The following is a 22,202-nucleotide window of genomic DNA, read 5'->3' as shown; positions in this document are numbered from 1 at the left end:
ATTTTTCTATCTTTACGCCACAGAACCGCGTAATATGATGAAGAAAACCTTAATATCAGTGATTCTATTGCTGGCTATTGTGTTCACGACACAGGCACAGCCAAACAGTTTTTTTACCCATTATTCTACTGAAGACGGATTGTCCCAAAACACGGTGATGAACATCTTGCAGGACCATAAAGATAACCTTTGGTTTGCTACCTGGGATGGAATCAATCGTTTCAACGGATATACCTTTAAGACGTATAAGGCACGTCAGGGAAACTATATCAGCCTGACAAACAACCGGGTAGACCGCTTGTATGAGGACCGCTATGGTTTTATATGGCTGCTTACCTATGATAATCGCGTCCATCGTTTTGACCCGAAGACCGAGACTTTCGAGCAGGTTCCTGCTGCCGGTGAAGAGGGGAGTACCTACTATGTGGGGACTATCAAAGTGCTGCCGAATGGCGTCGTATGGCTGCTGACCGAGAGCGACGGAGCTATCCGTGTCAGCACAAATCCCGAAAAAGGGTATCAACTGGATATTGACATCTATTCCCGCAAGTCGGGGCTGTTTCCTGCCACTCATGTATATCAGGTCTATGAAGATAAAGCCGGAAATGACTGGCTGCTGACTGATAACGGACTGGGAATGATACCGCCCGGTGAAAAGACACCGGTTTCTTACTTTGTCGATACCAAAGGGAAGTCCGGTGGAATGAACCAGGCTTTTTATGCCGTTCAGGAGCGTGACGAAGACATCTGCTTTGCTTCGGACAAAGGAAGAGTGTGGCGCTATCAGAAAAGTAACGGTGAGTTTCATCTACTCGAAATACCTACCAAAGCCAATATCACTGCTATCTATGCCGAACAGGATAAGGCTGTCATGGCAACGGATACGGACGGTTTCTTCACCTATGATTTGAAAACTGGAGCGAGTGTGCATTACTCTCATGTGACTTGCAAGGATTTGCCCGATAAACCGATTCTTTCTATGTATGTAGACCGTTCTTCGGAAATTTGGTTGGAACAGGAAGAGCTCGGTGTGGTGGTTCATTTCAATCTTGCCACCGGGGTAGTAAAGCGGGAACAGATGAAAGTGGAATATAGCAATGCCGACCGTTCTCGTCCGGCCTTCCATATTCACGAAGATGTGAACGGATATTTGTGGGTGCATCCTTATGGCGGCGGTTTCTCATACTTCGACCGCGAGCGGAATTGCCTGGTTCCTTTCTATGATGATTTGGATAGTCATAACTGGCGTTTCTCTAATAAGATTCATATCGCTTTCTCGGATAAACAAGGCAACTTATGGCTTTGTACCCATTCAAAAGGATTGGAAAAGGTGACTTTCCGCAATGTTCCTTTCTCCATGCTGACTCCGGTTCCTCACGAATATGAATCGTTGAGTAACGAGACACGTGCCATCTGTGAAGATAAACTGGGTAATCTATGGGTGGGGCTGAAAGATGGAATCGTGCGTATCTATGATTCCAACCGCCGTTATAAAGGTTATCTGACGGAGAGCGGAACGATTTCTCTTTCCGGCGCTCCGATGCAGGGGACTGCTTATTTTATTATGCAGGATTCGAATGGGACGATGTGGATTGCTACGAAAGGCAACGGATTGATATCTGCCCGGCAAACTTCTCCCACGGGTATGTCGTATCGGTTGACGCGCTACCAACACGAAAAGGATGATATGTATAGCCTAAGCGACAACAATGTGTATTGTGTGTATGAAGACCATCACGGGCGCATCTGGGCGGCTACCTTTGGTGGCGGAATCAATTATATCACTCAAAATCAGGAAGGGGAGACTCTTTTCATCAACCATCGCAATAATCTGAAAGGTTATCCTATCGACTTATGTTACAGAACCCGCTTTATCACTTCGGACAATAACGGGCGTATGTGGGTAGGAACGACGACGGGAGCTATTGCATTCGACGAGAATTTCAAGAAGCCGGAAGATATACAGTTCCATCATTTCTCGCGTGTACCTAATGATACGAACAGCTTGAGCAATAATGATGTGCACTGGATTATCCCGACGAAAAAGAAAGAACTTTATTTGGCTACTTTCGGTGGCGGATTGAATAAACTCTTGTCTATCAGCAAAGACGGGCACGGAGAGTTCAAGTCTTACTCGGTTCTCGACGGGCTTTCTTCGGACGTATTGCTTTCTATTCGCGAAGACCATAAGCAGAATCTTTGGCTCAGCACGGAGAATGGAATCTGTAAATTCATTCCTTCCGAGGAACGTTTCGAGAATTATGACGAGCGAAGTATCAGTTTCCGGGTTCGCTTCAGCGAGGCGGCTTCTGTGCTCACATCTAAGGGAAATGTAATGTTCGGTACGAGTAACGGGGTGTTTATGTTCAATCCGGATTCGATACGGAAAAGCAGTTATGTGCCGCCGATTGTTTTCGGTAAGTTGATGGTGAATAATGAGGATGTCACTCCGGGGAAGGAATCTATCCTGAAAGTCGATTTGGATGATACGGAAAAACTGGTGCTTTCGCATGACGAGAATATTTTCTCTGTCCAGTATGCGGCACTCGATTATACGAATCCGCAAAATATACAGTATGCTTATATGCTCGATGGGTTCGAGAAGCAGTGGACGTTTGCGGATAAGCAGAGAAGTGTGACGTATACCAATCTTCCGAAAGGCGATTATGTGTTCCGTGTCCGGTCTACCAATAGTGACGGGGCATGGGCGGAGAACGAGCGCACGCTGAATATAACGGTTTTACCCTCGTTTTGGGAAACTCCGTTGGCGTATATCCTGTATATCGGCTTTGTGTTGCTGATTATCCTTGTGGCGGTTTATATCCTGTTTACTATTTACCGATTGAAGCATGAAGTGTCTGTGGAACAGCAGATTTCGGATATAAAGCTGCGTTTCTTTACGAATATCTCGCATGAGCTTCGCACGCCTTTAACGCTAATCTCCGGACCGGTGGAACAGGTGTTGAAGAATGACAGGTTGCCTGCCGATGCGCGTGAACAGTTGGTGGTGGTAGAGCGGAACACGAACCGTATGTTGCACCTGGTGAATCAGATTCTCGATTTCAGGAAGATTCAGAATAAGAAGATGAAGATGCAGGTGCAGCGGTTGAACGTGGTGCCGTTTGTCCGCAAGATTATGGATAACTTCGAGTCGGTGGCGGAAGAACATCATATTGATTTCCTGTTTCAGACGGAAAATGAATCGCTTTATCTTTGGGTAGATGCTGATAAGTTGGAGAAGATTGTGTTCAATCTGCTTTCCAATGCTTTCAAATATACGGCAAACGGGAAGATGATAACGGTCTTTATCCGTGAAGATGAAAACATGGTGTCCATAGGAGTGCAGGACCAGGGCATTGGCATTGCGGAGAGCAAGAAGAAATCTCTGTTCATCCGTTTTGAGAACTTGGTGGATACGAATATCTTCAATCAGGCAAGTACGGGTATCGGGCTTTCACTGGTGAAAGAACTGGTGGAGATGCATAAGGCGACGATTACCGTGGATAGCCGTTTGGGCGAGGGGAGTTGCTTCAAGATTGATTTCCTGAAAGGAAAAGAACACTATGATAAGGAAGTAGAATTCATTTTGGCTGATTCCGAGACTCCGGTAAGTATGGAGCGCATTGTGGACATAGCAAATTCTTCTCTTCAGACGGAAGCGGCTATGGGTGATGCGGACGATGTGTCCGATACTGCTGAACCGTCGTCTGTTACGGCGGAAGAAGCGGAAGATAATAACTCGAAGGAGCTTATGCTGCTGGTGGAAGATAATCAGGAGTTGCGTGTATTCCTGCGTAGTATTTTCTCTCCGATATATAGGGTGATAGAAGCTGCCGATGGAGTGGAAGGACGGGATAAGGCTTTGAAGTATCTGCCGGATATTATTATCAGTGACGTGATGATGCCGGAGAAAGACGGTATCGAAATGACACGGGAATTGAGGGCGGATATGACGACGAGCCATATACCGATTATTCTGCTTACTGCTAAGACAACGATTGAAAGTAAGTTGGAAGGACTGGAATATGGTGCGGATGATTATATCACGAAACCTTTCAGCGCTACTTATCTGCAAGCCCGTGTTGAAAACTTGCTGATGCAGCGCAGGAAACTGCAAACTTTCTACCGGGATAGTTTGATGCATATCAATGTCGCGGTCACTCAAGAAGATATTTCTGCGACTGCGGATGTGGCTACGACATCGGCATCGGTAGAAGAGGGGACAACAGTTGAAGCTGCGCCTGAGGTTGCTCCTCCGACTCTTGAAATGTCTCCTAACGACCGTAAGTTTATGGATAAGTTGGTAGAGTTGATGGAACGGAATATGGATAATGGGGAATTGGTAGTGGATGATTTGGTACGTGAACTGGCTGTCAGCCGTTCTGTGTTCTTCAAGAAACTGAAAACGCTTACCGGATTGGCACCTATCGAGTTTATCAAAGAGATGCGTATCAAGCGTGCCACCCAATTAATAGAAACGGGAGAATTTAACATGACGCAGATTTCGTATATGGTCGGTATTAATGACCCGCGTTATTTCAGTAAATGCTTCAAGGCACAAGTCGGTATGACGCCTACGGAGTATCGGGAGAAAGTAGGGAGATAAGAATAAAAGAAAAGAATAAGAATAAAAGGAAAAGACTGTATCAGAAGCAGGATAGTAATCACTTGCTTTTGATACAGTCTTTTTTTATAGGAATCATTCTTATTACCTGAAGTTACTTTTTAGGGTATAAATGATTGACCAGGCTGTTCATATACATTTCCAGGTTGGTATATTCCGGGCTTAAAGTATATTTCGCTCCGTCTGACGGGTCATTGGGATTCAGGTTGTGTTTCTTTTCCCATTCATCAGGAATACCGTCGCCGTCTGTATCTGTCAAAGCCGGTTCTGATTTATATTCAGGCCATCCGCCTACATCAGACGGTTGGTCGACCATTCCATTCGTACTTCCGTGAGAGCCTTCGTAGGTATAAGTGCCTTTGCGTGTCTCTTCTACGATACGCTGGTCTACGGCATCACGACGATAGGAAGCACCTGCAAATTGGAGAACGTCCTTATAGGCTTTCTTTGCCGGTTGCAGTGAAATATGTTCCGCTATATCAAATGCTTTTTTTGATAACACTTCTTTTTCGGTTGCAAAGTCTTTTTTGATGACTAGGCCGTAAGAGTTGTCCATATTTACTTTGTAGAGGGCTTCTTTTTGCTTGTCCGTCAACTTTGAACAGGTAGGGTCCATGTAGTTGCCATTGAAGTAGAATACGCCGTGAACACCTGCTGCATTATTGTTCTTACCATCATCGGCGTAAGCGGTGAATAAGCGTTTGAAAGCACCTTTCGTTGCGCTGAATGGACCGGGCTTGTAGTAGTTGTTGATAAAGTTGTAAGAACCCCCTTCGCCGGCATATGCTCCGTCGCTTCCGTAGTTGTATATCACGTTGTTGAACAGTTCCACCTTTTCATCTTCCGGTTTGCCGGTATAGCGGCTTCCGCAAAGGCGGGGAGTGCGGTTGGTATGATGAGCCAGCAAGTTATGGTGAAAAGTGGCAGGCTGTCCGCCCCAAATACCACCGTAGCCGTGCGCTCCTTTCTCATGGATGGAGTTGGCGAGACTTTCGCTGATAAGACACCATTGGAGAGTGAAGTTACTGTTATCATAGAAAGTGGCACATTCGTCTGTACACCAACTCAGAGAACAGTGGTCGATGATGATGTTCTTGTGAGCTTTCGTTCCGTTCATGGCATCGTCACCTTTCTGCTTGATGTCTACTCCCATGCGTGAACGGATAAAGCGGACAATTACATTGTCTGCCTGAATAGAGAACGTGTAGTTTTTCAGACAGATACCGTCTCCCGGAGCTGTCTGTCCGGCGATAGTTACGTCACCGTTATTCAGTTTCAGCGCCTTTTGCAGTTCAATGATGCCGCTGACGGCAAAGACGATGGTGCGGGGACCTTTCTTGCTGACAGCCCAGCGGAAAGTTCCTTCGGAACCGTCATCGGCTAGTGAAGTGACTGTATAGACAGCACCACCGGCTCCGCCTGTGGTATATTTTCCGGCGCCGTCGGCACCTGGAAAAGCTACTATTTTTGAGCGGTCGGGAACGGGATACTCCTTCGTTGTCTTTTCACCCGAAAGGGCCGGTTGCATGGCTTGTCCCAACAAGGGAAAAGCCAGTACAAAGCTACAGATTGCTATTATATTCTTTTTCATTCTTACTTATCTTTTAGACTTCGAATTTACTAAAATTATTCCACAACGCTACCACCTGCTGCACCATTTACCATGATTTCGTGTACCAGGCTGTTAAGATACATTTCCAGGTTGGTGTACTTTCCGTTTTTGTCGATAGTCGTTTCTTTGCCGTCCGCCGATTTCTTGGGATTCAAGCCATATTCTTCTTCCCAGTAATCGGGGATACCGTCACCGTCCGTGTCTTTTACGTTGGCGTTAGTCACGGATTTCAGGACATTGTAAGGGTCGCTAACTCCTAAAGCGTCACAAGCGTCTGACGGATAGTTGATATATCCTCTTTTGTTCTGTGAGTAACCAATATAATCTTTCCACTTACTAGCGTCACCCGTACTGCTTGCAGCCCTGTTTTTTACATCGCTGATTATTAATTCATCGACTTTATCCCGATAGTTGCTGGCTCCTACGTATGACATTACGCGTTCATAAGCTATATCTGCCGTGTGAGTTGTAACTTTGCCTGCTTCAACTACCAGTGAGCTTGATTTTATTTCAGTATGTTGGTCCCACAATCCGGTGGTTCCGCAATTTTTGTTGTCCATTTGAGCAAATACACCTTTTGTCCAGTTGTCGTTGCTTACTTCGGTATTACCTACTATCTTGTTTCCGTTGATATAGAACTTGCCCCAGGTTTGAAGCCATTTGGCATAAGCTGCGCCGGAGTAATTCACCGGATATACGTCCGGCTTGGCGATGCGGTAAGCACGGTCTGCCTTACCGGTATCATCGGTGCCGGGGCCTGGCTTGTAGTAGTTGTTTACGATGTTGACATGCTGGGCTTCACCGCCGTAACATCCTTCACCACCCCAGTTGTAGTAAACGTTGTTGCGCATATCTACGCACTCTCCATCGTTGTTGTTCAATGCCAATGTAGTGTAGCGCGGGCCAAGACGGGGAACACGGCTTTCACAATGAGCTATCAGGTTGTGATGGTAGGATGCGTAGTTTCCACCCCAGTTGCCGCCATATCCGTGTGCGGCAAATTTGCCATCGGCTGCGGCTGCTATCTTTGCGTCAGTGACACGCAAGGCTTGAGAAGCGATACACCATTGTACGGTAGAGTTTTGCATACCGTAAACAGAAAGACATTCGTCGCTGCCCCAGCTTACTGAACAGTGGTCGATGATGATATTCTGTTTGTCGGACCCGCCCAATCCGTCACAGTCCACGTCTTTGTTTCCGGGGCGAAAACGAATGAAGCGGATAATGACATTACTGGAATTGATGGTGAAAGGATAACTGGCTATACAGATTCCACCGGGTGAGGTTTGTCCGGCAATAGTCAGGTTGTCTTTTTGCGTTCTCAGTTCCGCTTTCAGATAGATAGTACCTGATACGTCGAATACAATCGTCTTAGGACCGTCTTGTTTCATTGCCCAACGTAGCGTTCCGCTGGTGCTTCCGCTTGCGTCGTCGTCAAGACTGGTCACATGGTAGACTTTACCACCACGTCCGCCGGTGGTGTTGCGACCATGACCTTCGGCATAGGGGAAAGCAAGAAGTGAACCGTAATCCAGTTGCTTGATGTCGGAAGACGAATCACCGGGATTGTTTGTCCCTCCGCCCGGGTCATCTGTAGGATTATCGGAAGAACACGATACTGTGCACAATCCTGTCATACCGAAGAGTATGGCTAGATAAAACAATGATATTTTCTGTTTCATAATCTTTTGAAGTGTTTGAGGGAGATAAAGAATCTTATTTGGCAGGGTATAAGTTTTCTACCAGGCTGTTAAGGTAAACTTCCAGGTTGGTATATACTTTGCTCAATGTGTATTTAGCACCGTCGGCGGCACTTTTCGGATTCAGACCGTGAGCTGTTTCCCATTCGTCGGGGATACCGTCGCCGTCTGTGTCTTTCGGACCTTCTACTTTGGGATATTCAGGCCAACCACCTACGTCACTGGCTTTATCGATAAGACCATATTCACTGCCATTGCTACCATTGGCTGTATAATCTCCGTTGACAACATTGGCTATGATACGTTTATCGACATTGTCATACTTCAAGGAAGCTCCGGCATATTTTAAGACTGAATTGTAGGCGTCTTTGGCCGACTGCGTAAATTCGGATGCATCTTCACCAATTGTAAATTCACTATTTGATTGAATAGCTGTTTTTCCTCCATTGGGAAGTGGCGCTGTTTCCGTTTCATTGGGTTGTAATCCTACCCAGTTGTCGTTGTTTACGGAAGTAAGCAGAGATTGATATTCTGATTCCAATTTGGGACATGTGCCGTCGAAGTAGTTTCCTTTCAGGTAAAAGCTACCCCATACTCCCAAGACGTTTTTATTTGAACCGTCATCACCGTTCGGTTGGAAGATACGGTTTACAATGTTTTTTTTGGTGTTGGTAACGGGACCGGGTTTGTAGTAGTTGTTCACGAAGTTATAACTTCCGCCTTCTCCGGCATAACCGCCATTGGTTGGTCCCCAGTTGTAGAATACATTATTGCGTAAATCGACTTTTTCGTTTTCCGGTTTTCCGGTGTAGCGGCTGCCACATAGACGCGGTGTACGGCTACTGTGATGAGCCAACAGGTTGTGATGGAATGTAGCGGGTGAACCACCCCAAATACCACCATAACCATGATTCCCTTTGGTGTGTACCGAACGATTCAGGCTTTCGCTGATAATGCACCATTGCATCGTGAAATTGGTGTTGTCATAGAAAGAAGCACATTCGTCGGTACTCCAGCTCATGGAGCAATGGTCGATAATAATGTCTTTATGTTGTTTTCCCCATAAAGCGTCGCCACTGTCTGCTTCCTTTTCTGTCGTAAAGTTGTCCGAGCCCATGCGGAAGCGCATGAAACGGATGATTACGTTGTCTGCCTGTACGGATACGGGATGTCCTTTCAGACAGATACCGTCACCCGGTGCACTCTGTCCGGCGATTGTTACATCTCCGTTGGTTATCTTCAGGGGACTTTGTAGTTCTATCAATCCGCTGACGGCAAATACAATCGTACGTTTTCCGGTACGGTTTAATGCGTAGCGTAGTGTTCCTGGTGCCATGTTGTCATCAAGCGAATTTACCGTATAGACAGTTCCGCCTGCACCGCCGGTGGTGTAACGTCCTGCGCCATAAGCGCCCGGAAAGGCATAGCGCGTTTCGTCAGGTGTATCTTCACCGCCTTCGTTTTCGTTACCACCGTTACCGGTACTTTGTCCCGGTGTCTCATCGGTAGTGCTTGGGTCTTCGCTGCTGCAGGCAACCGTCAGGTTGAGCAGGCAGAAGCATACCAATCCCATTTTAATAAAATCGAGCATACAAATATTATCTTTTAAAAAACAGAGTTCTTTGTCTCATACACTGTATTTACTGATGATGTGACAAAGAACTCTTTATTAAATCTTGTTGTTTTTTTTATTCGCTTACTGTACCGTACTGGCATACAGTTTTCACTGTATAGATATTGCCTTCGTCGGTGTTAGTCAGCGTAACGGTAGTGTCAGTAGTCTGACCTGCGTAGTTACCGTTCATAAAGATGAGGTAACCGGCAGCGCCTGATACGGCATCCCATGACAGCTCGTTTCCACTCAGCTTGACGTTGGTCGGTGCTGCAAGAGGAGTTTCCATATATTCTTTCGGATTCCAGCTATTGGCTCTCACAATCTTTTCATAAGTGTAATTAGCTGCTTCTGACGCTGTAAGTACTGAACTGACGAATTGATTATCACCGCTTCCAACAGTTTTGCCTTCTGTAGAAATGACTGCCCCGTTTTTATCAACCGTATTGTATTCACCGTAAAGTGCAGGAATGCTTGACCAGGAAGACCAGTGTGGAGCTACAATATCCATCTTTAGCGTAGTGTTAATCCAAACAGTCTTCGTATTTGGCTTGTACGGGCGTCCGAATGAGAAGGCAGTGATGCCGTTTTCGCCATCCACAGTACAGTCTTTCATTATGAATCCCCAAGTTCCAGTTTCGCCGGATGCGGTTATGTAAGCGCCATCTCCTGTATTATAGAACTTACTGTTTTCTATAAATACATTGCCACTTCCCCAAATATAGTCGGTACGACCTTCTATCAAGGTATTGTTGAGGTAAGCTAGATTTTCAGAGTAAGCAGTATGGCGACACCACCATGTATCCTGGAAAGATACGAGTACGCAATTGTATAAAGAGGAGCGGTCGTTACGTGTAATCAACGCTTCAGCTTGTCCGTCTTTGCCTAAACCACCTGTGTAGCGGCTGGGTAATGCACCGTAAAGATTGATGATTGAGAGATTCTCTGCATAGAAATCTGTAGCTTCAACTAAAACAACGCAGTTTTGGTCTTTGGTGTATCCTGCTTTACGAGCGGCAGAATTTACATTATTACTGGAGTACTTCCATGCATCGTCTGTGGCGCCATCCTGAGCTTCATCGTTGTAACTTCCTACACGGTTCAAAGCGTACTGAATCTTCACACCATCGCGGCTTTCACCAATCAGATGAATAAAAGTCTTGTTCTTAGTGATTCGGATACATTCATTGTATGAACCATTAGTGATGAAGATTTTATAAGGGCTGGTTTTTTCTCCGGAAGCGGCATCAATAGCAGCTTGAATGGTTGTAAAGTCCCCATTTCCTTTTGAATCGACTACTGCGTCAAATACTTTTCCACCACCCGAAATCTCTGATTTTGCTGTGAAGCTAAGAAAAAAGTCTTCATCATAAGCTTTTCCCTGCATATCAGTCAATGCTCCGGCAGGAATCTCGAACGTACATTCTTTATTCTCCATGCCCGAGAATGTATAACGTACTCTTTCGTAGTTGATAGATACACGTACTATTCCCCCGTTGAAGTAGATTTCCGTATCCGGTGCTTGGCGCATAGCTTTGCTGAAAGTCAGTTCTACATATCCGTTCGGGCCTACTACATCACCTTCATTTATGTTCTGTGAAATCAGAACAGGGATGCTTGTGTCTTCTGCATCATCGTTGTCGCTACAAGCAACTCCTGTGAAAATCAGCAAGAACAGAAGTAAGTATTTACTTATTGTATAGATTGAATTTGTATTCATAATATCTGTTGCTTTTTAGAGAAGGCTCTTCGTCAGGTCTTGTTTCTGACGAAGAACCTTGTGGTTTTATTTAGTTATTTGTTCCAACGTTGGTCACCGATGGCTTTGTATTCTACGGGTACGTCTGCTCCAAAAGTTAAATCTTCACTTGCACCGTTAGGGAAGAGTTGGTCGGAAGTTAAAGGAATATTCGTGTAATCTTTTCCCCAATCAACAGCACCGAATGTGAAGTCGGAAGCCTTGTACAAGCCATTAATATTCAGAGATGTAGCAACAGAACTTGTATTGTAGAAAGGTTTAACTCCACCTTTAGCGAACAGAGTATTTGATATGGTCATAGTCATATCTTTAGTATCTCTGCAGAAAGCATCAGTTCCAGCCATATCATAGAATGTGCAATCCTTAATCGTTACCGTACCGGTTTGTCCAGACTTATGTCTTATGAACTGGGATGCAGAAGCCCCCTTAGCTACAATGACAGAAGTGTTGGAAATCATTAAATTGATAGAAGTCAAGGTAACTTTGTCAGAAAGAAGCAATCCGTAAAGATTAGATGTTGCAGCCCTTCCCAATCCCTTTATAACACAATCGTCAATGATAACAGACATAGCATCACTTGTACTTGCATTCATACGAACAATACCGCGAATATTGGTAATTGTACATGATGTGACTCCAATTTCTTTGATACAGCCTGATGCACCGTTTTGATATATTAAAGTTGTATTTCCTTCGTCTGTAATATTTAGATTATGGAATTCTACTTTATCACATACTCCGCTGGCGCCAATTCCTTTTTTAATAGTCATATCAACTTGGCCGTTTTGACTATCACCCCAGAACATTAAATTAGTAACACCTGATGCTATACTTTCTTTCTCTTGTGCGAATCCTTCTGTACCGGAAACATTGATAAGAACTTTTCCTGACAGGTTATCCCAATTGGCAAGAGCGTCTTCCCATGTCATTTGAGTATAATCAGTCGGCTTACCCTTCTTCGTTGTAAAGGTGATACGAGAACAGATAGAGCCGTTTGCAAATGCATAAGCTGTATATTCTGTGCTGGAAGCCAAGCCTGTGATCGTAACTTTATGTGCATCAATGTCTCCTGCTGATAATTTAGTTCCCGATTCAGGTACTCCTTCAGTAGAAGGTACACAAGCATATTCGTCTACATCGACTGTTTCTTCCCAAGAGAATACAGCAGAGTTAGCAGTGATATCACTGATTGTAGATTCGATTTCCAATCCCGGAATAGTAACAGTTTGCGAACCACGCAAAGTATTTCCGTTATAGATACTGATTGTATATTCAGTGAACGATTTCAGATTTTCAACCCATGCTTCACCTGCTGCAACTTCGGCAGAAGATATGTCACGTGAAGTTACATCTGTTGAACCGGTTGCCACAATCTCGAAATGGTCTACTGCCAATCCGGCTTCCCATGACATACGTACTTTTCCCTGACCTTGCGGCAAGTCTTCAGAAGACGGGATATTCAAGATTGCTTCTTCCTTCACTGAAGAGAAAGTCTTTTTATAGTTTACCCAACGAGATTCCTTCTCGCCAGAAACCGATTTTATGCGCAGGTAATAAGTCGTATTTGCAGTCAGGTCATCTATGGTATAAGGTGACTTCGTGATACGGTTTGCAGGATCATTACCATAAACCTGGCTGTCGTTTTCGTCCGCCCCCATCGGAGTATCATCCGTCATCTCGTTCGGACTGATTTCGATAAGATAATAGTTCGTGCTCGGTGTTGAACTCCATGTCACTACCGCTCTGGCTACTTTGCTGTCTATTTCTACACCGATTCCGTTTTCGTCAGTTCCGAAAGGACGGCTGTAAGAAGAGTCGATGTCCCAATCACTTTTCTCTGTACACGAAGATACAGCTAGAGAGGCAAGGAGCATGAAAGCTCCCGTTCTCAATATGTTTTTTATATTCTTCATCATTTTACGATTTTAAGATTAATCAGAATAACCATAAGAGTTATGCAATTTACCGTTTGAAGTAGAGATAGTTGTTGAAGCTATCGGCAATAAGTAGCGATTCTTCACAGATTTGTTCAGTCCGCCTGAAATACTAGGCAAGTTAACTTTCAGATTCTTCTGTTCCTTGTCTGTCGTTTCAGCACCAAAGAAACCCTTATTCTCATATCCACTCACTTTGGCACCAAATATAAGAGAAGTCATATCGATATACATCGGATTGTCCGTGCGGTATTTGTAGTTCACATACTGAGGGTATGTACCATTGTACACAGCATTTGTATATTCGGTTTTGAATCCTTCGATTTTCTCACTCAACAGGTTCCAGCGAATCAAGTCGAACTTACGAACTCCTTCACCTGCAAGTTCCCAAGCATTTTCATCAACGATAGCATTGAAGAAATCTTTCTGCATCAATGCCGTCCAGGCAGCATCACGTTTGGTAGCATCGGTATAGGCACGGTCATGTACTTTTTTCAATGCTTCTGTGGCTGTCAGTGTACAACCTTCGGCTGTTGCACCCTTACCATAAAGTTCGTTCACCACTTCAGCATACATCAGTAATACTTGTGCATAACGCATCTTTACTACATTGATACCGGAGCAAACCTTTTGGTCGCTGGCAAGTACGGCTGCGTACCATTCAGTATTTTCCATCATCTTGCGATAATCCCATTTGCCACAGTAAAGACCGAAAGGTGCGTTACCCAACATGGCTTCTTTGAATTCTTTGGTATTCTTGTCTGTAGAAAGTTGAGAGATAGCGCAAGTCAAGTCACGACGGATATCTCCTTCGCCAAATGACAGATAATAAGGAGCAGTCAGTTTCAACTTACCGGATGAGTTTCCTTTCGGGCCGAACAGGGAACTGACACCGTTTATACGGTATCCGATAGTATAACCCAGCTCACCGCTTTTATTCAGTCCCATCGGGATTTCAAACAGATTTTCCTGATAAGTTTGGTCCAAACGTGCGATATTCATCAAACGCCAGTATTCTTCAACGGAAGGATTCAGGTTATGTTTTCCCGAACCTACAACAGCAGCCAGGTGCTTTTCTGCCAATTTGAACAGTTCCTGACGTTTAGCTTCGCTACAACGTTGAGTAGGATAAGTGGCATCACTGTTTGTTCCGGTGATATATCCGTCTTTCGCCTGTTCGCGGATAGCGTATCCGGCGCGTGTCATTGCGATGTTAGCCAATAAGGCGTGTGCATAACCTTTGTTTACGTGTTCGGTAGTATAACCGTCTTCGCCGGCCCAGGGTAAATATCCGATAGCTTCGTCAAGTTCGAGCATCAATTCGTCCATGATATCGTCACGGTCTGTCTTGCCGATATAAACGTTGGACAGGTCGCTTTGGGAAGTCTCCGTTTTAAAAGGAATATCTCCGAACAGACGAATCATGTCGAAATAAACCATGGCACGCAATGTCATAGCTTCGGCGCGGAATCTCATCATGCTGGTGCGGGTTGCTCCCGATTGTTGTATCAGTTGGCTGTTGTTGATACCATCCACTACGAGATTGGCATTCTCAATCACTCCGTACATCGCATCCCATACTTTTGAGAGTTGCGCCCATCCCGGATTGGCGTTGTAGTTCATATTACCACGTTCGCTGGAAGTGTTGCTTGCGTCAGTACCCAAACCGTCGATTAACTCACAATCGGTGTTGGTTCCTGCAATGATAGGCAGGAAGTTAGAGTAAGTCTGGTCTTGCGTCAGGCTACCGTAAACTTTGTTTAGTGCCAATTCTGCATAATAGGCATTATTAAAAGTTGATTCATTATCCAGTTCAGACGGTGAGGTCTGATTCAGGAAATCCGAACAGGAAGACAGGGCAACGAACCCTAGTCCCAGGAATAATGTCTTATATATTTTCATACGATAAATCTGTTTCATGTTTCAATTAGAATGTAACGTTAATACCACCGACGAATGTACGGCTCTTAGGATAAGCGGCATAATCTACACCCGGAGTCATAGCATTTTTCTTGCTGCTAGTGTCAACTTCGGGGTCTGCACCACTGTAGTTAGTCCAACATAACAGGTTGTATCCTGTCAGATAGATTCTCACATTCTGCATAAATGCTTTCTTTACGATTGCTTTCGGAAGAGAGTATCCGATGGTTACGTTGTTCAAACGCAGGAATGAAGCCTTTTCCACTGCATAATCTATCAACTGCATGGTAGTAGCACTGGCAGGATTATACATATTGGCATTCGCGTTTATTTCATTCAGGCGTAATCCGGCAGCGGTCATATCTCCGTAAGTGTTGAGAACATCTGTTGAGCTGGAAGAGAGGTTCAAGCCTGTTTCCGGGTCAATCCATGTATAACGGTTGGACAGTCTGAAATCATTGTTGAGGTTATAGCCGTTTCTTGAACCTGAACGGAAAGCAGAAGCCAGTTTCGTACCATTGACAATCACGTTTCCAACAGAGTAGTTGAAGAATACGTTGAAGTCGAAGTTACCTACGCGACCATCGAATCCGAAACCACCGGTTGTCGGAGCAATTGTGTTGCCCAAGCGTTGCTTGAGAGGGGTACCGTCTTTATCACATTCCAGTTTCAAGCCACCCGGGTAGTATTTACCACCTGTGATGGTAGGGCTGTTATCTTGCATACCGTCTTTCAAAGCCCATTCGCTGCCGCCCCAAACCAGTTCACCGGTAGGATTGGTAACAGGGTCATATACGGTATAGTGGCCGTTGGTCTTATATCCCCAAACTTCACCCAGGCGTCCGCCTTTCTCTACGCGGAAGTCTTCATACTTAGCCATCGTGCTACCTGACCAGTTACTGCTCTGCCAGGGAGAGTCCGTGTTCAGTTTATCGATGCGGTTACGGTTGTAAGAGATATTGGCATTAAAGTTCAAAGAGAAGTTCTTCTTGTCAAACAGGACTGCGCTTACTGTTAGTTCCACACCCTTGTTGGATGTCTGTCCGAAGTTCTTGTACTGGTAGTTGTAACCGGAAAGAGACGGAATTTCAGTACGCATCAACAAGTCTTTGGTAGTATTCCAGTATAAGTCGATGGCACCGGAGATACGGTTGTTCCAGAATCCGTAGTCAAGACCGAGGTTACGGGTTACTGTCGTTTCCCATTTCAGGTCGGGATTATAAAGGTTTGTACCATGTTCGAGCATAGTAGTGCTTTCACCGTTGAAGAACGGGTTACGTGCATCATTACCACCCAGAGAATAAGTAGTGGCAAGCAAACCGGAATTGATACGGTTGTTACCGGCAGTACCGAAGCTCAAACGCAGTTTCAATGCCGACAGCCAGTCGTGAGTGTTGCTCATAAAAGCCTCATCGGAAACACGCCATGCCAAAGCGGCTGACGGGAAAACACCCCAACGGTTTCCTGAACTGAACTTGCTGGAACCGTCCGCACGTACTGTAACGGCGAGCAGGTATTTGTCCATCATGCTATAATTCACACGACCGAAGAAAGATAAAATGTTTTCTTTTGCAGCAATAGTGGACTGGTTGGCAAGAGCTTTACCCGCACCCATATTGGCTTTCATATCATCAAAATTCATGGTAACAGGGAACGCAACCGATACATTCTCGATTGATTTCTTCTGACTGCTGCTTACTTCATGTCCTAACAGTACATTCAGTTTATCACGACCTTTGAATAACTTCTTGTTATCATAAGTCACAGTATTGGCATTACGCCAGCTCATGGTCTTTTCTCTTAATAAATAAGCCTGTGGCTGACCATTGTATCCGTATTTGGAGTTGGATACTGCGTCTACTCCCCAGTATTGTTCCGTATCGTCATACTTCCATCCGTAACCGAACTCAGAACGGAATGTCCAGTTCTTGAACGGTTTCCAGTTTAAGCCTACGTTATAGTTCTGATTGAAAGTATTGCGTGTCTTGTCTGTTGCAAGCAAGCGTTCCAACGGAGACTTTTGCTGTGCCGAACTATTTTCTTCGTCATCATCACTGTTTTTCAGTGAACTAACCGGGCGGAATACAACGGCGTTAGCTACGGTTGAATTGGCTGCATTGGATTCGTTCGTGTCGGCTCCACCACCCAGACCGTCGACTGTAGAGTAGCTTAAACGGGCATTGAAGTCCAATGTCATCCATTTGCTCAGTTCAGATTTGATTTTAGCATTTACATTGTCTTTCTTGAAACCGGAATTGAGCATGATACTCTTTTCTTCATTGTGGGCATAGCTGACACTATAAGTCATCTGCTTTGTTCCACCACTGACGTTTATATTATATTGTTGCTGATTTCCGGTGCGTCCGAACATTTCGTCCTGATAGTCAGTGCCATCAATAGAACGCCAGATATCCATATCGGCAAAGTTACCATAGTCTAAAGAACCGATTTCACGTTGATAAGCAACGAAATCGTATGGGCTTAACACTTCAGTCAGCTTTGTTACTTGTTTGAAACCGAAAGAAGCTCCGAAATCTACCTGTGTCTTGCCTTCCTTACCACTCTTGGTAGTAACGATGATAACACCATTTGCACCACGGGCACCGTAGATAGCGGTTGAAGAAGCATCTTTCAATACGTCGATGCTTTGAATTTCAGAAGGAGCGATGTCACTGATGCTTGAAACAGGAAAACCATCTACTATATATAAAGGAGAGTTATCCTGTGACAACGAACCGCCACCACGAACACGGATTTTAATATCTGCATCGGGAGAACCTTCCGTAGTAGTGATGCTTACACCGGCCAGTTTACCGGTAAGAGCTTCGGTCGCACTCGCTACAGGAACGGCAGCCAGGTCTTTGGAACTTACGGATGCCACGGAACCTGTCAAGTCTCTCTTGCTCACCGTACCGTAACCAATTACTACGACTTCGTCCAATGCTTTTGAATCATCGACCATCTGTACGTTGATTGTCTTTCTACCCTGAACGGCTATTTCCTGTGTTTTCATACCTATATATGAAACTACCAATGTTTTTTTACCGTCTACTTTAATAGAGAAGTTACCATCTAAATCTGTAATCGTACCGTTGGACGTATTACCTTTTTCTACAACAGAGGCTCCAATAACAGGCTCTCCGCTGGTGTCTTTCACGTTACCTTGCACGGTAATCGTCTGCGCAGATACGCTAAGCGATATTGCTGAAAATAGTATTAGCAATAAGGAGCGCATGTTTTTCACTTTGTTAGACATTCTTTGCATGTTTATTAATTAATGGTTGTTGTTTGATAATTCGTAAAAACCTCTAATGAGAGTTCATTCATCGCTACAAAAGTATGAGAATGAAGATATAGTGATGTGCAATATTTGTTTTTCACCTCGTATTTTTTGTTTTAGTTTGCCACAAGGTGTAGGAATTAGCTTTGGAAGGTATTATTTGTGTTACGAAACGCGGCAAATATACGAATCCGGGATTTATAAATAGGTTTTTTCATCGGTTTTTATCCGGTGTTCATCGTGTTTTTAACCGTAAATCGACAGAAAAGGCTGTAGAAGCATAAAGAAATGACGTATCTTTGAACCATTAATCAATTAAATATAAAGACAATGGAAGAGAAACAAACATTTTCACCTGCCGGAGGCTTTTCTGCTAAAATTCTGATAGCTTCGCTTTTTATCATCTCCGGGCTTTTGTTGTTCGCCCGTAATATGGGATGGATCACTTATGAGTTATTTGATTTGGTAGTATCCTGGCATTCACTTCTTATAATAATAGGTATCTATTCTATGATTCGTCGCCATTTCATCGGTGGAATCATCCTTTTATTGATAGGTGTCTATTTTTTGATAGGCGGACTTTCATGGCTGCCGGAGAATTCGCAGGCAATGGTTTGGCCCTTCGCCCTGATTATGGCAGGTATTCTGTTTTTCTTCAAACCGAAGAGAAGAGGACCTTGGGCGGACCATCGTACATTACAGAATCGCCGGAACTTTGTGAAGATGAAAATGAAACAGGGACGTCCCGGTATGAACTTTGGGAATGAACAGCAGCAACAGTCCGATTCGGTCGATGGCTTTTTACATTCGGAGAATGTTTGGGGGGCTGCCCGCCACGTCGTACTCGATGAGCTTTTTAAAGGGGCTGAAGTGCGTACTTCATTCGGCGGGACGACTATTGATTTGCGTCATACCCACATTGCGGCAGGCGAAACATATATCGACGTGGATTGTAATTGGGGCGGAGTTGAGATTTATGCTCCTTCTGATTGGAAAATCGTGTTTAAGTGTAACGCCTTCTTTGGCGGATGTGATGATAAACGTTGGCAGAATGGGAATGTTAACCAGGATAGTATATTAGTGATTCGAGGTACCGTTTCTTTTGGCGGCCTGGAAGTGAAAGGCTAGCGTATGAAAGCACATCCGATTATAGATTATCCTTTTCGCTGGATTCCGATGGCGGTGCTGGCGTTGGTTTTGGTTGCCCTCCAGGTTGCCTTGGTGTGTGGATATACCGGAATCGACTATATTCCCGCTTTAGTAGATGGAATAGCAACGATTGGTTGGTTGGTGGCCATTGCTTACCTGGCTTGGTTTGTCGTCGGACTTGTTTCGTTGTTCCAGACGGATGTCATTATGATACTGGTTGGAAGTCTTCTTTGGCTGGCAGGTAGTTTTATGGTATGCGATATTATGGTGCGGATTGTAGGAGTATCCTATATTCCTTTTGCACAGACAATCCCTTTCCGGTTATTATTCGGACTGCCGACTCTGATTGCGGTCACTCTTTGGTATCGCTTGATTGTTGCTAAGGAAGAAGCCTTGAACCAGGAACTCGAAAAAGAACTGGTTGTACATCAGGTGACTGAACAGCAAGCTGAACCATCTATCGAATTAATTGACCGCATCACAGTGAAAGACGGTTCCCGTATTCATTTGGTAAAGTCGGAAGAATTAATCTACATACAAGCATGTGGAGATTACGTGATGCTGATAACTCCTTCCGGGGAATATCTGAAAGAACAGACGATGAAGTATTTTGAAACGCATCTGTCTCCTGACACCTTTGTCCGCGTGCATCGTTCTACGATTGTGAATGTGACACAGATTTCACGTGTCGAACTTTTCGGCAAGGAAACCTACCAGTTATTATTAAAGAATGGCGTGAAATTGAGAGTAAGCCTTTCCGGCTACCGGCTATTAAAAGAACGGCTGGGGATATAAAATCTGTTCAATACAATCTAAAAACTGATTTTTACCCATTATCAGTCAAAAAATAAACGTGAAAATGGAATGCTTCCACTACTTTTGTTTTCATCATCTAATAATGTGAATAAGAAATGAAAAGAAAATTAGTTTATGCTTGTCTGCTGATACTGTTTGCAGGAGGATTGATGTCTTTTTCCTCGCAGGAAGATAAGGTCACATCTTTCCCCGGTGCTGAAGGACACGGCAGATACACGACAGGCGGACGTGGCGGTAAAGTATATCATGTGACTTCCCTCGAAGATGACGGCACGCAAGGCACTCTGCGTTGGGCGCTAAAACAGAATGGCCCTAAAACGATTGTATTTGATGTGGCAGGTACTATCCGTCTGAAATCGGAATTGAGAACAGGCAAAGATAATCTTACCATTGCCGGTCAGACTTCTCCCGGCGGGATTTGTTTGGCTGATTATGGTTTTGCCATTAATTCCAATAACGTAATTATCCGTTTTCTCCGTTTCCGTCCCGGAGAAGCCAGCGGAAAGGAACCCGATGGATTGGGCGGTTGTGATAAAAAAGATATTATGGTAGACCATTGCTCCATCAGTTGGAGTGTGGACGAATGTCTTTCCGTCTATGGAATGGAAAACTCCACCGTACAATGGTGCATCGCATCCGAAGCATTAAGAAAGGCCACCCATGTGAAAGGCGCACATGGATATGGCGGTAACTGGGGCGGACACAAAGCTTCCTATCATCATAACCTGATAGCACATTGTGAAAGCCGTGTTCCGCGTCTCGGCCCGCGTCCTTCCACATTAGCCCTCGGCGAGTGCGTCGATATCCGTAACAATGTCTTTTACAACTGGGCCGGTGGTGGCTGTTATGGCGGAGAAGACCAGCACGTGAATATCGTCAATAATTATTATAAGCCGGGCCCGGCAACAAAACAGGCTTCTAAACAGGTACAATATCGTATCGCCAAAGTCGGAGTTTATCCGCTCGCTTATGTCTATGTCGACGGTGAAGAAAAAAAGAACCTGGCCTTCAAACCCTATCTCCAAAAATGGGGAACTTTCTATATTGATGGAAATAAAGTGGCAGGCAACAACAAGGTGACTGCCGATAACTGGACAGATGGAGTCTATGCTCAAATCAGGAACGATGAAAAAGTAGATTTCTTATGGACGGACGAAGCCAAAGAGTCCGTTCGCCTGAAAGAACCTCTTGACTTTGGAGTTATTACTACCTATACAGCCGATAAGGCATATGAACAGGTGATGAATTTTGCCGGATGCTGTAATTACCGGGATGAGGTAGATAAACGCATTATCTCTGATACCCGGAAAGGAACAGCTACTTTCACCGGCAAAGATAATAAACCGGGATATATCAATAGCCCAAATGATACGGGCAATTCTCCCTGGCCGGAGCTGGCAATAGCAGGTGTCTCGGCTCCGGTAGATTCGGACGGCGATGGTATGCCTGACGAATGGGAAACGAAGCACGGACTGGACCCTCATAACCCTGCGGATGGAAATACAAAAACTCTTGACCCGAAAGGACAATATACAAATCTCGAAATGTACCTGAATGGTTTGGTGCAGGAAATAATAGATGCTCAGAACAAATAGCGATCGGATTATTACCGTTTAAACCGATAATTATTACGCTTACGCTCCCTGGATGTTTGATGATAACATTCAGGGAGCATGTCATTTATATGCCTCTGTACAGATAAGGAGTATTATTTGAACCAAGTCTGTTTTTTACTCCTTTTCTACTAAATCTTACTCTTTGTTCTCCATATGTTTCCTCAATTTTGCACTGGTGAA

Annotated in this window: 11 protein-coding genes; 4 read left to right on the top strand and 7 right to left on the bottom strand. The window is 44.6% G+C overall.

The features are described from left to right. Window positions 1-34 precede the first annotated feature (34 nt). Entirely contained in the window at window positions 35-4,606 is a 4,572-nt protein-coding gene (locus HC965_RS14145) for a two-component regulator propeller domain-containing protein (protein ID WP_191032074.1), read from the top strand. 112 nt (window positions 4,607-4,718) lie between these two features. On the opposite strand, the gene HC965_RS14140 is transcribed toward HC965_RS14145, so the two are convergent. From HC965_RS14140 to HC965_RS14110, 7 genes are all read right to left on the bottom strand, one after another. Next, window positions 4,719-6,215 (bottom strand): pectate lyase, encoded by a 1,497-nt coding sequence (locus HC965_RS14140; protein WP_191032073.1) that lies wholly within the window; start codon window positions 6,213-6,215, stop codon window positions 4,719-4,721. Window positions 6,216-6,250: 35 nt separating this feature from the next. Beyond that, a complete protein-coding gene (locus HC965_RS14135; protein ID WP_191032072.1) occupies window positions 6,251-7,918 on the bottom strand; it encodes a polysaccharide lyase family 1 protein in 1,668 nt (555 codons plus the stop codon). Between the two features lie 34 nt (window positions 7,919-7,952). Next, window positions 7,953-9,527 (bottom strand): pectate lyase, encoded by a 1,575-nt coding sequence (locus HC965_RS14130; RefSeq protein ID WP_191032071.1) that lies wholly within the window; start codon window positions 9,525-9,527, stop codon window positions 7,953-7,955. A gap of 97 nt (window positions 9,528-9,624) precedes the next feature. Then, window positions 9,625-11,268 carry a pectinesterase family protein gene (locus HC965_RS14125; protein WP_191032070.1) on the bottom strand — a complete coding sequence of 548 codons (1,644 nt, stop codon included), beginning with the start codon at window positions 11,266-11,268 and terminating at the stop codon, window positions 9,625-9,627. A 74-nt stretch (window positions 11,269-11,342) separates the two neighbouring features. Continuing rightward, the gene (locus HC965_RS14120; protein ID WP_191032069.1) at window positions 11,343-13,223 is read right to left on the bottom strand and encodes a DUF5123 domain-containing protein; all 1,881 of its coding nucleotides are present in this window, start codon (window positions 13,221-13,223) and stop codon (window positions 11,343-11,345) included. A gap of 15 nt (window positions 13,224-13,238) precedes the next feature. Further along, on the bottom strand, window positions 13,239-15,143 hold the full coding sequence (locus tag HC965_RS14115; RefSeq protein ID WP_191032068.1) for a RagB/SusD family nutrient uptake outer membrane protein: 1,905 nt from the start codon (window positions 15,141-15,143) through the stop codon (window positions 13,239-13,241). 25 nt (window positions 15,144-15,168) lie between these two features. Further along, on the bottom strand, window positions 15,169-18,426 hold the full coding sequence (locus tag HC965_RS14110; protein WP_191032067.1) for a TonB-dependent receptor: 3,258 nt from the start codon (window positions 18,424-18,426) through the stop codon (window positions 15,169-15,171). A gap of 345 nt (window positions 18,427-18,771) precedes the next feature. On the opposite strand from HC965_RS14110, the gene HC965_RS14105 reads away from it, so the two are divergent. The 3 genes from HC965_RS14105 (at window position 18,772) to HC965_RS14095 (ending at window position 22,001) form a co-directional block, all read left to right on the top strand. Continuing rightward, the gene (locus tag HC965_RS14105) at window positions 18,772-19,569 is read left to right on the top strand and encodes a LiaF domain-containing protein (RefSeq protein ID WP_191032066.1); all 798 of its coding nucleotides are present in this window, start codon (window positions 18,772-18,774) and stop codon (window positions 19,567-19,569) included. A gap of 3 nt (window positions 19,570-19,572) precedes the next feature. Next, the gene (locus tag HC965_RS14100) at window positions 19,573-20,385 is read left to right on the top strand and encodes a LytTR family DNA-binding domain-containing protein (protein WP_191032065.1); all 813 of its coding nucleotides are present in this window, start codon (window positions 19,573-19,575) and stop codon (window positions 20,383-20,385) included. Window positions 20,386-20,501: 116 nt separating this feature from the next. Beyond that, window positions 20,502-22,001, top strand: coding sequence for a pectate lyase (locus HC965_RS14095; RefSeq protein WP_191032064.1), 1,500 nt, complete (start codon window positions 20,502-20,504; stop codon window positions 21,999-22,001). Window positions 22,002-22,202 lie beyond the last annotated feature (201 nt).

This window comes from Bacteroides sp. GM023 (assembly GCF_014750685.1).
In the GTDB taxonomy this organism is placed as follows: domain Bacteria; phylum Bacteroidota; class Bacteroidia; order Bacteroidales; family Bacteroidaceae; genus Bacteroides.
The sequence above is the reverse complement of the archived record's forward strand: the minus strand, read 5'-3'. Positions and strand labels throughout refer to the sequence as shown.

Excerpts from the sequence above, each read along its gene's own strand:
- HC965_RS14145 (WP_191032074.1), top strand. The coding sequence starts at position 35 with ATGATGAAGAAAACCTTAATATCAGTGATTCTATTGCTGGCTATTGTG.
- HC965_RS14140 (WP_191032073.1), bottom strand. The coding sequence starts at position 6,215 with ATGAAAAAGAATATAATAGCAATCTGTAGCTTTGTACTGGCTTTTCCC.
- HC965_RS14135 (WP_191032072.1), bottom strand. The coding sequence starts at position 7,918 with ATGAAACAGAAAATATCATTGTTTTATCTAGCCATACTCTTCGGTATG.
- HC965_RS14130 (WP_191032071.1), bottom strand. The coding sequence starts at position 9,527 with ATGCTCGATTTTATTAAAATGGGATTGGTATGCTTCTGCCTGCTCAAC.
- HC965_RS14125 (WP_191032070.1), bottom strand. The coding sequence starts at position 11,268 with ATGAATACAAATTCAATCTATACAATAAGTAAATACTTACTTCTGTTC.
- HC965_RS14120 (WP_191032069.1), bottom strand. The coding sequence starts at position 13,223 with ATGATGAAGAATATAAAAAACATATTGAGAACGGGAGCTTTCATGCTC.
- HC965_RS14115 (WP_191032068.1), bottom strand. The coding sequence starts at position 15,143 with ATGAAAATATATAAGACATTATTCCTGGGACTAGGGTTCGTTGCCCTG.
- HC965_RS14110 (WP_191032067.1), bottom strand. The coding sequence starts at position 18,426 with ATGCAAAGAATGTCTAACAAAGTGAAAAACATGCGCTCCTTATTGCTA.
- HC965_RS14105 (WP_191032066.1), top strand. The coding sequence starts at position 18,772 with ATGGAAGAGAAACAAACATTTTCACCTGCCGGAGGCTTTTCTGCTAAA.
- HC965_RS14100 (WP_191032065.1), top strand. The coding sequence starts at position 19,573 with ATGAAAGCACATCCGATTATAGATTATCCTTTTCGCTGGATTCCGATG.
- HC965_RS14095 (WP_191032064.1), top strand. The coding sequence starts at position 20,502 with ATGAAAAGAAAATTAGTTTATGCTTGTCTGCTGATACTGTTTGCAGGA.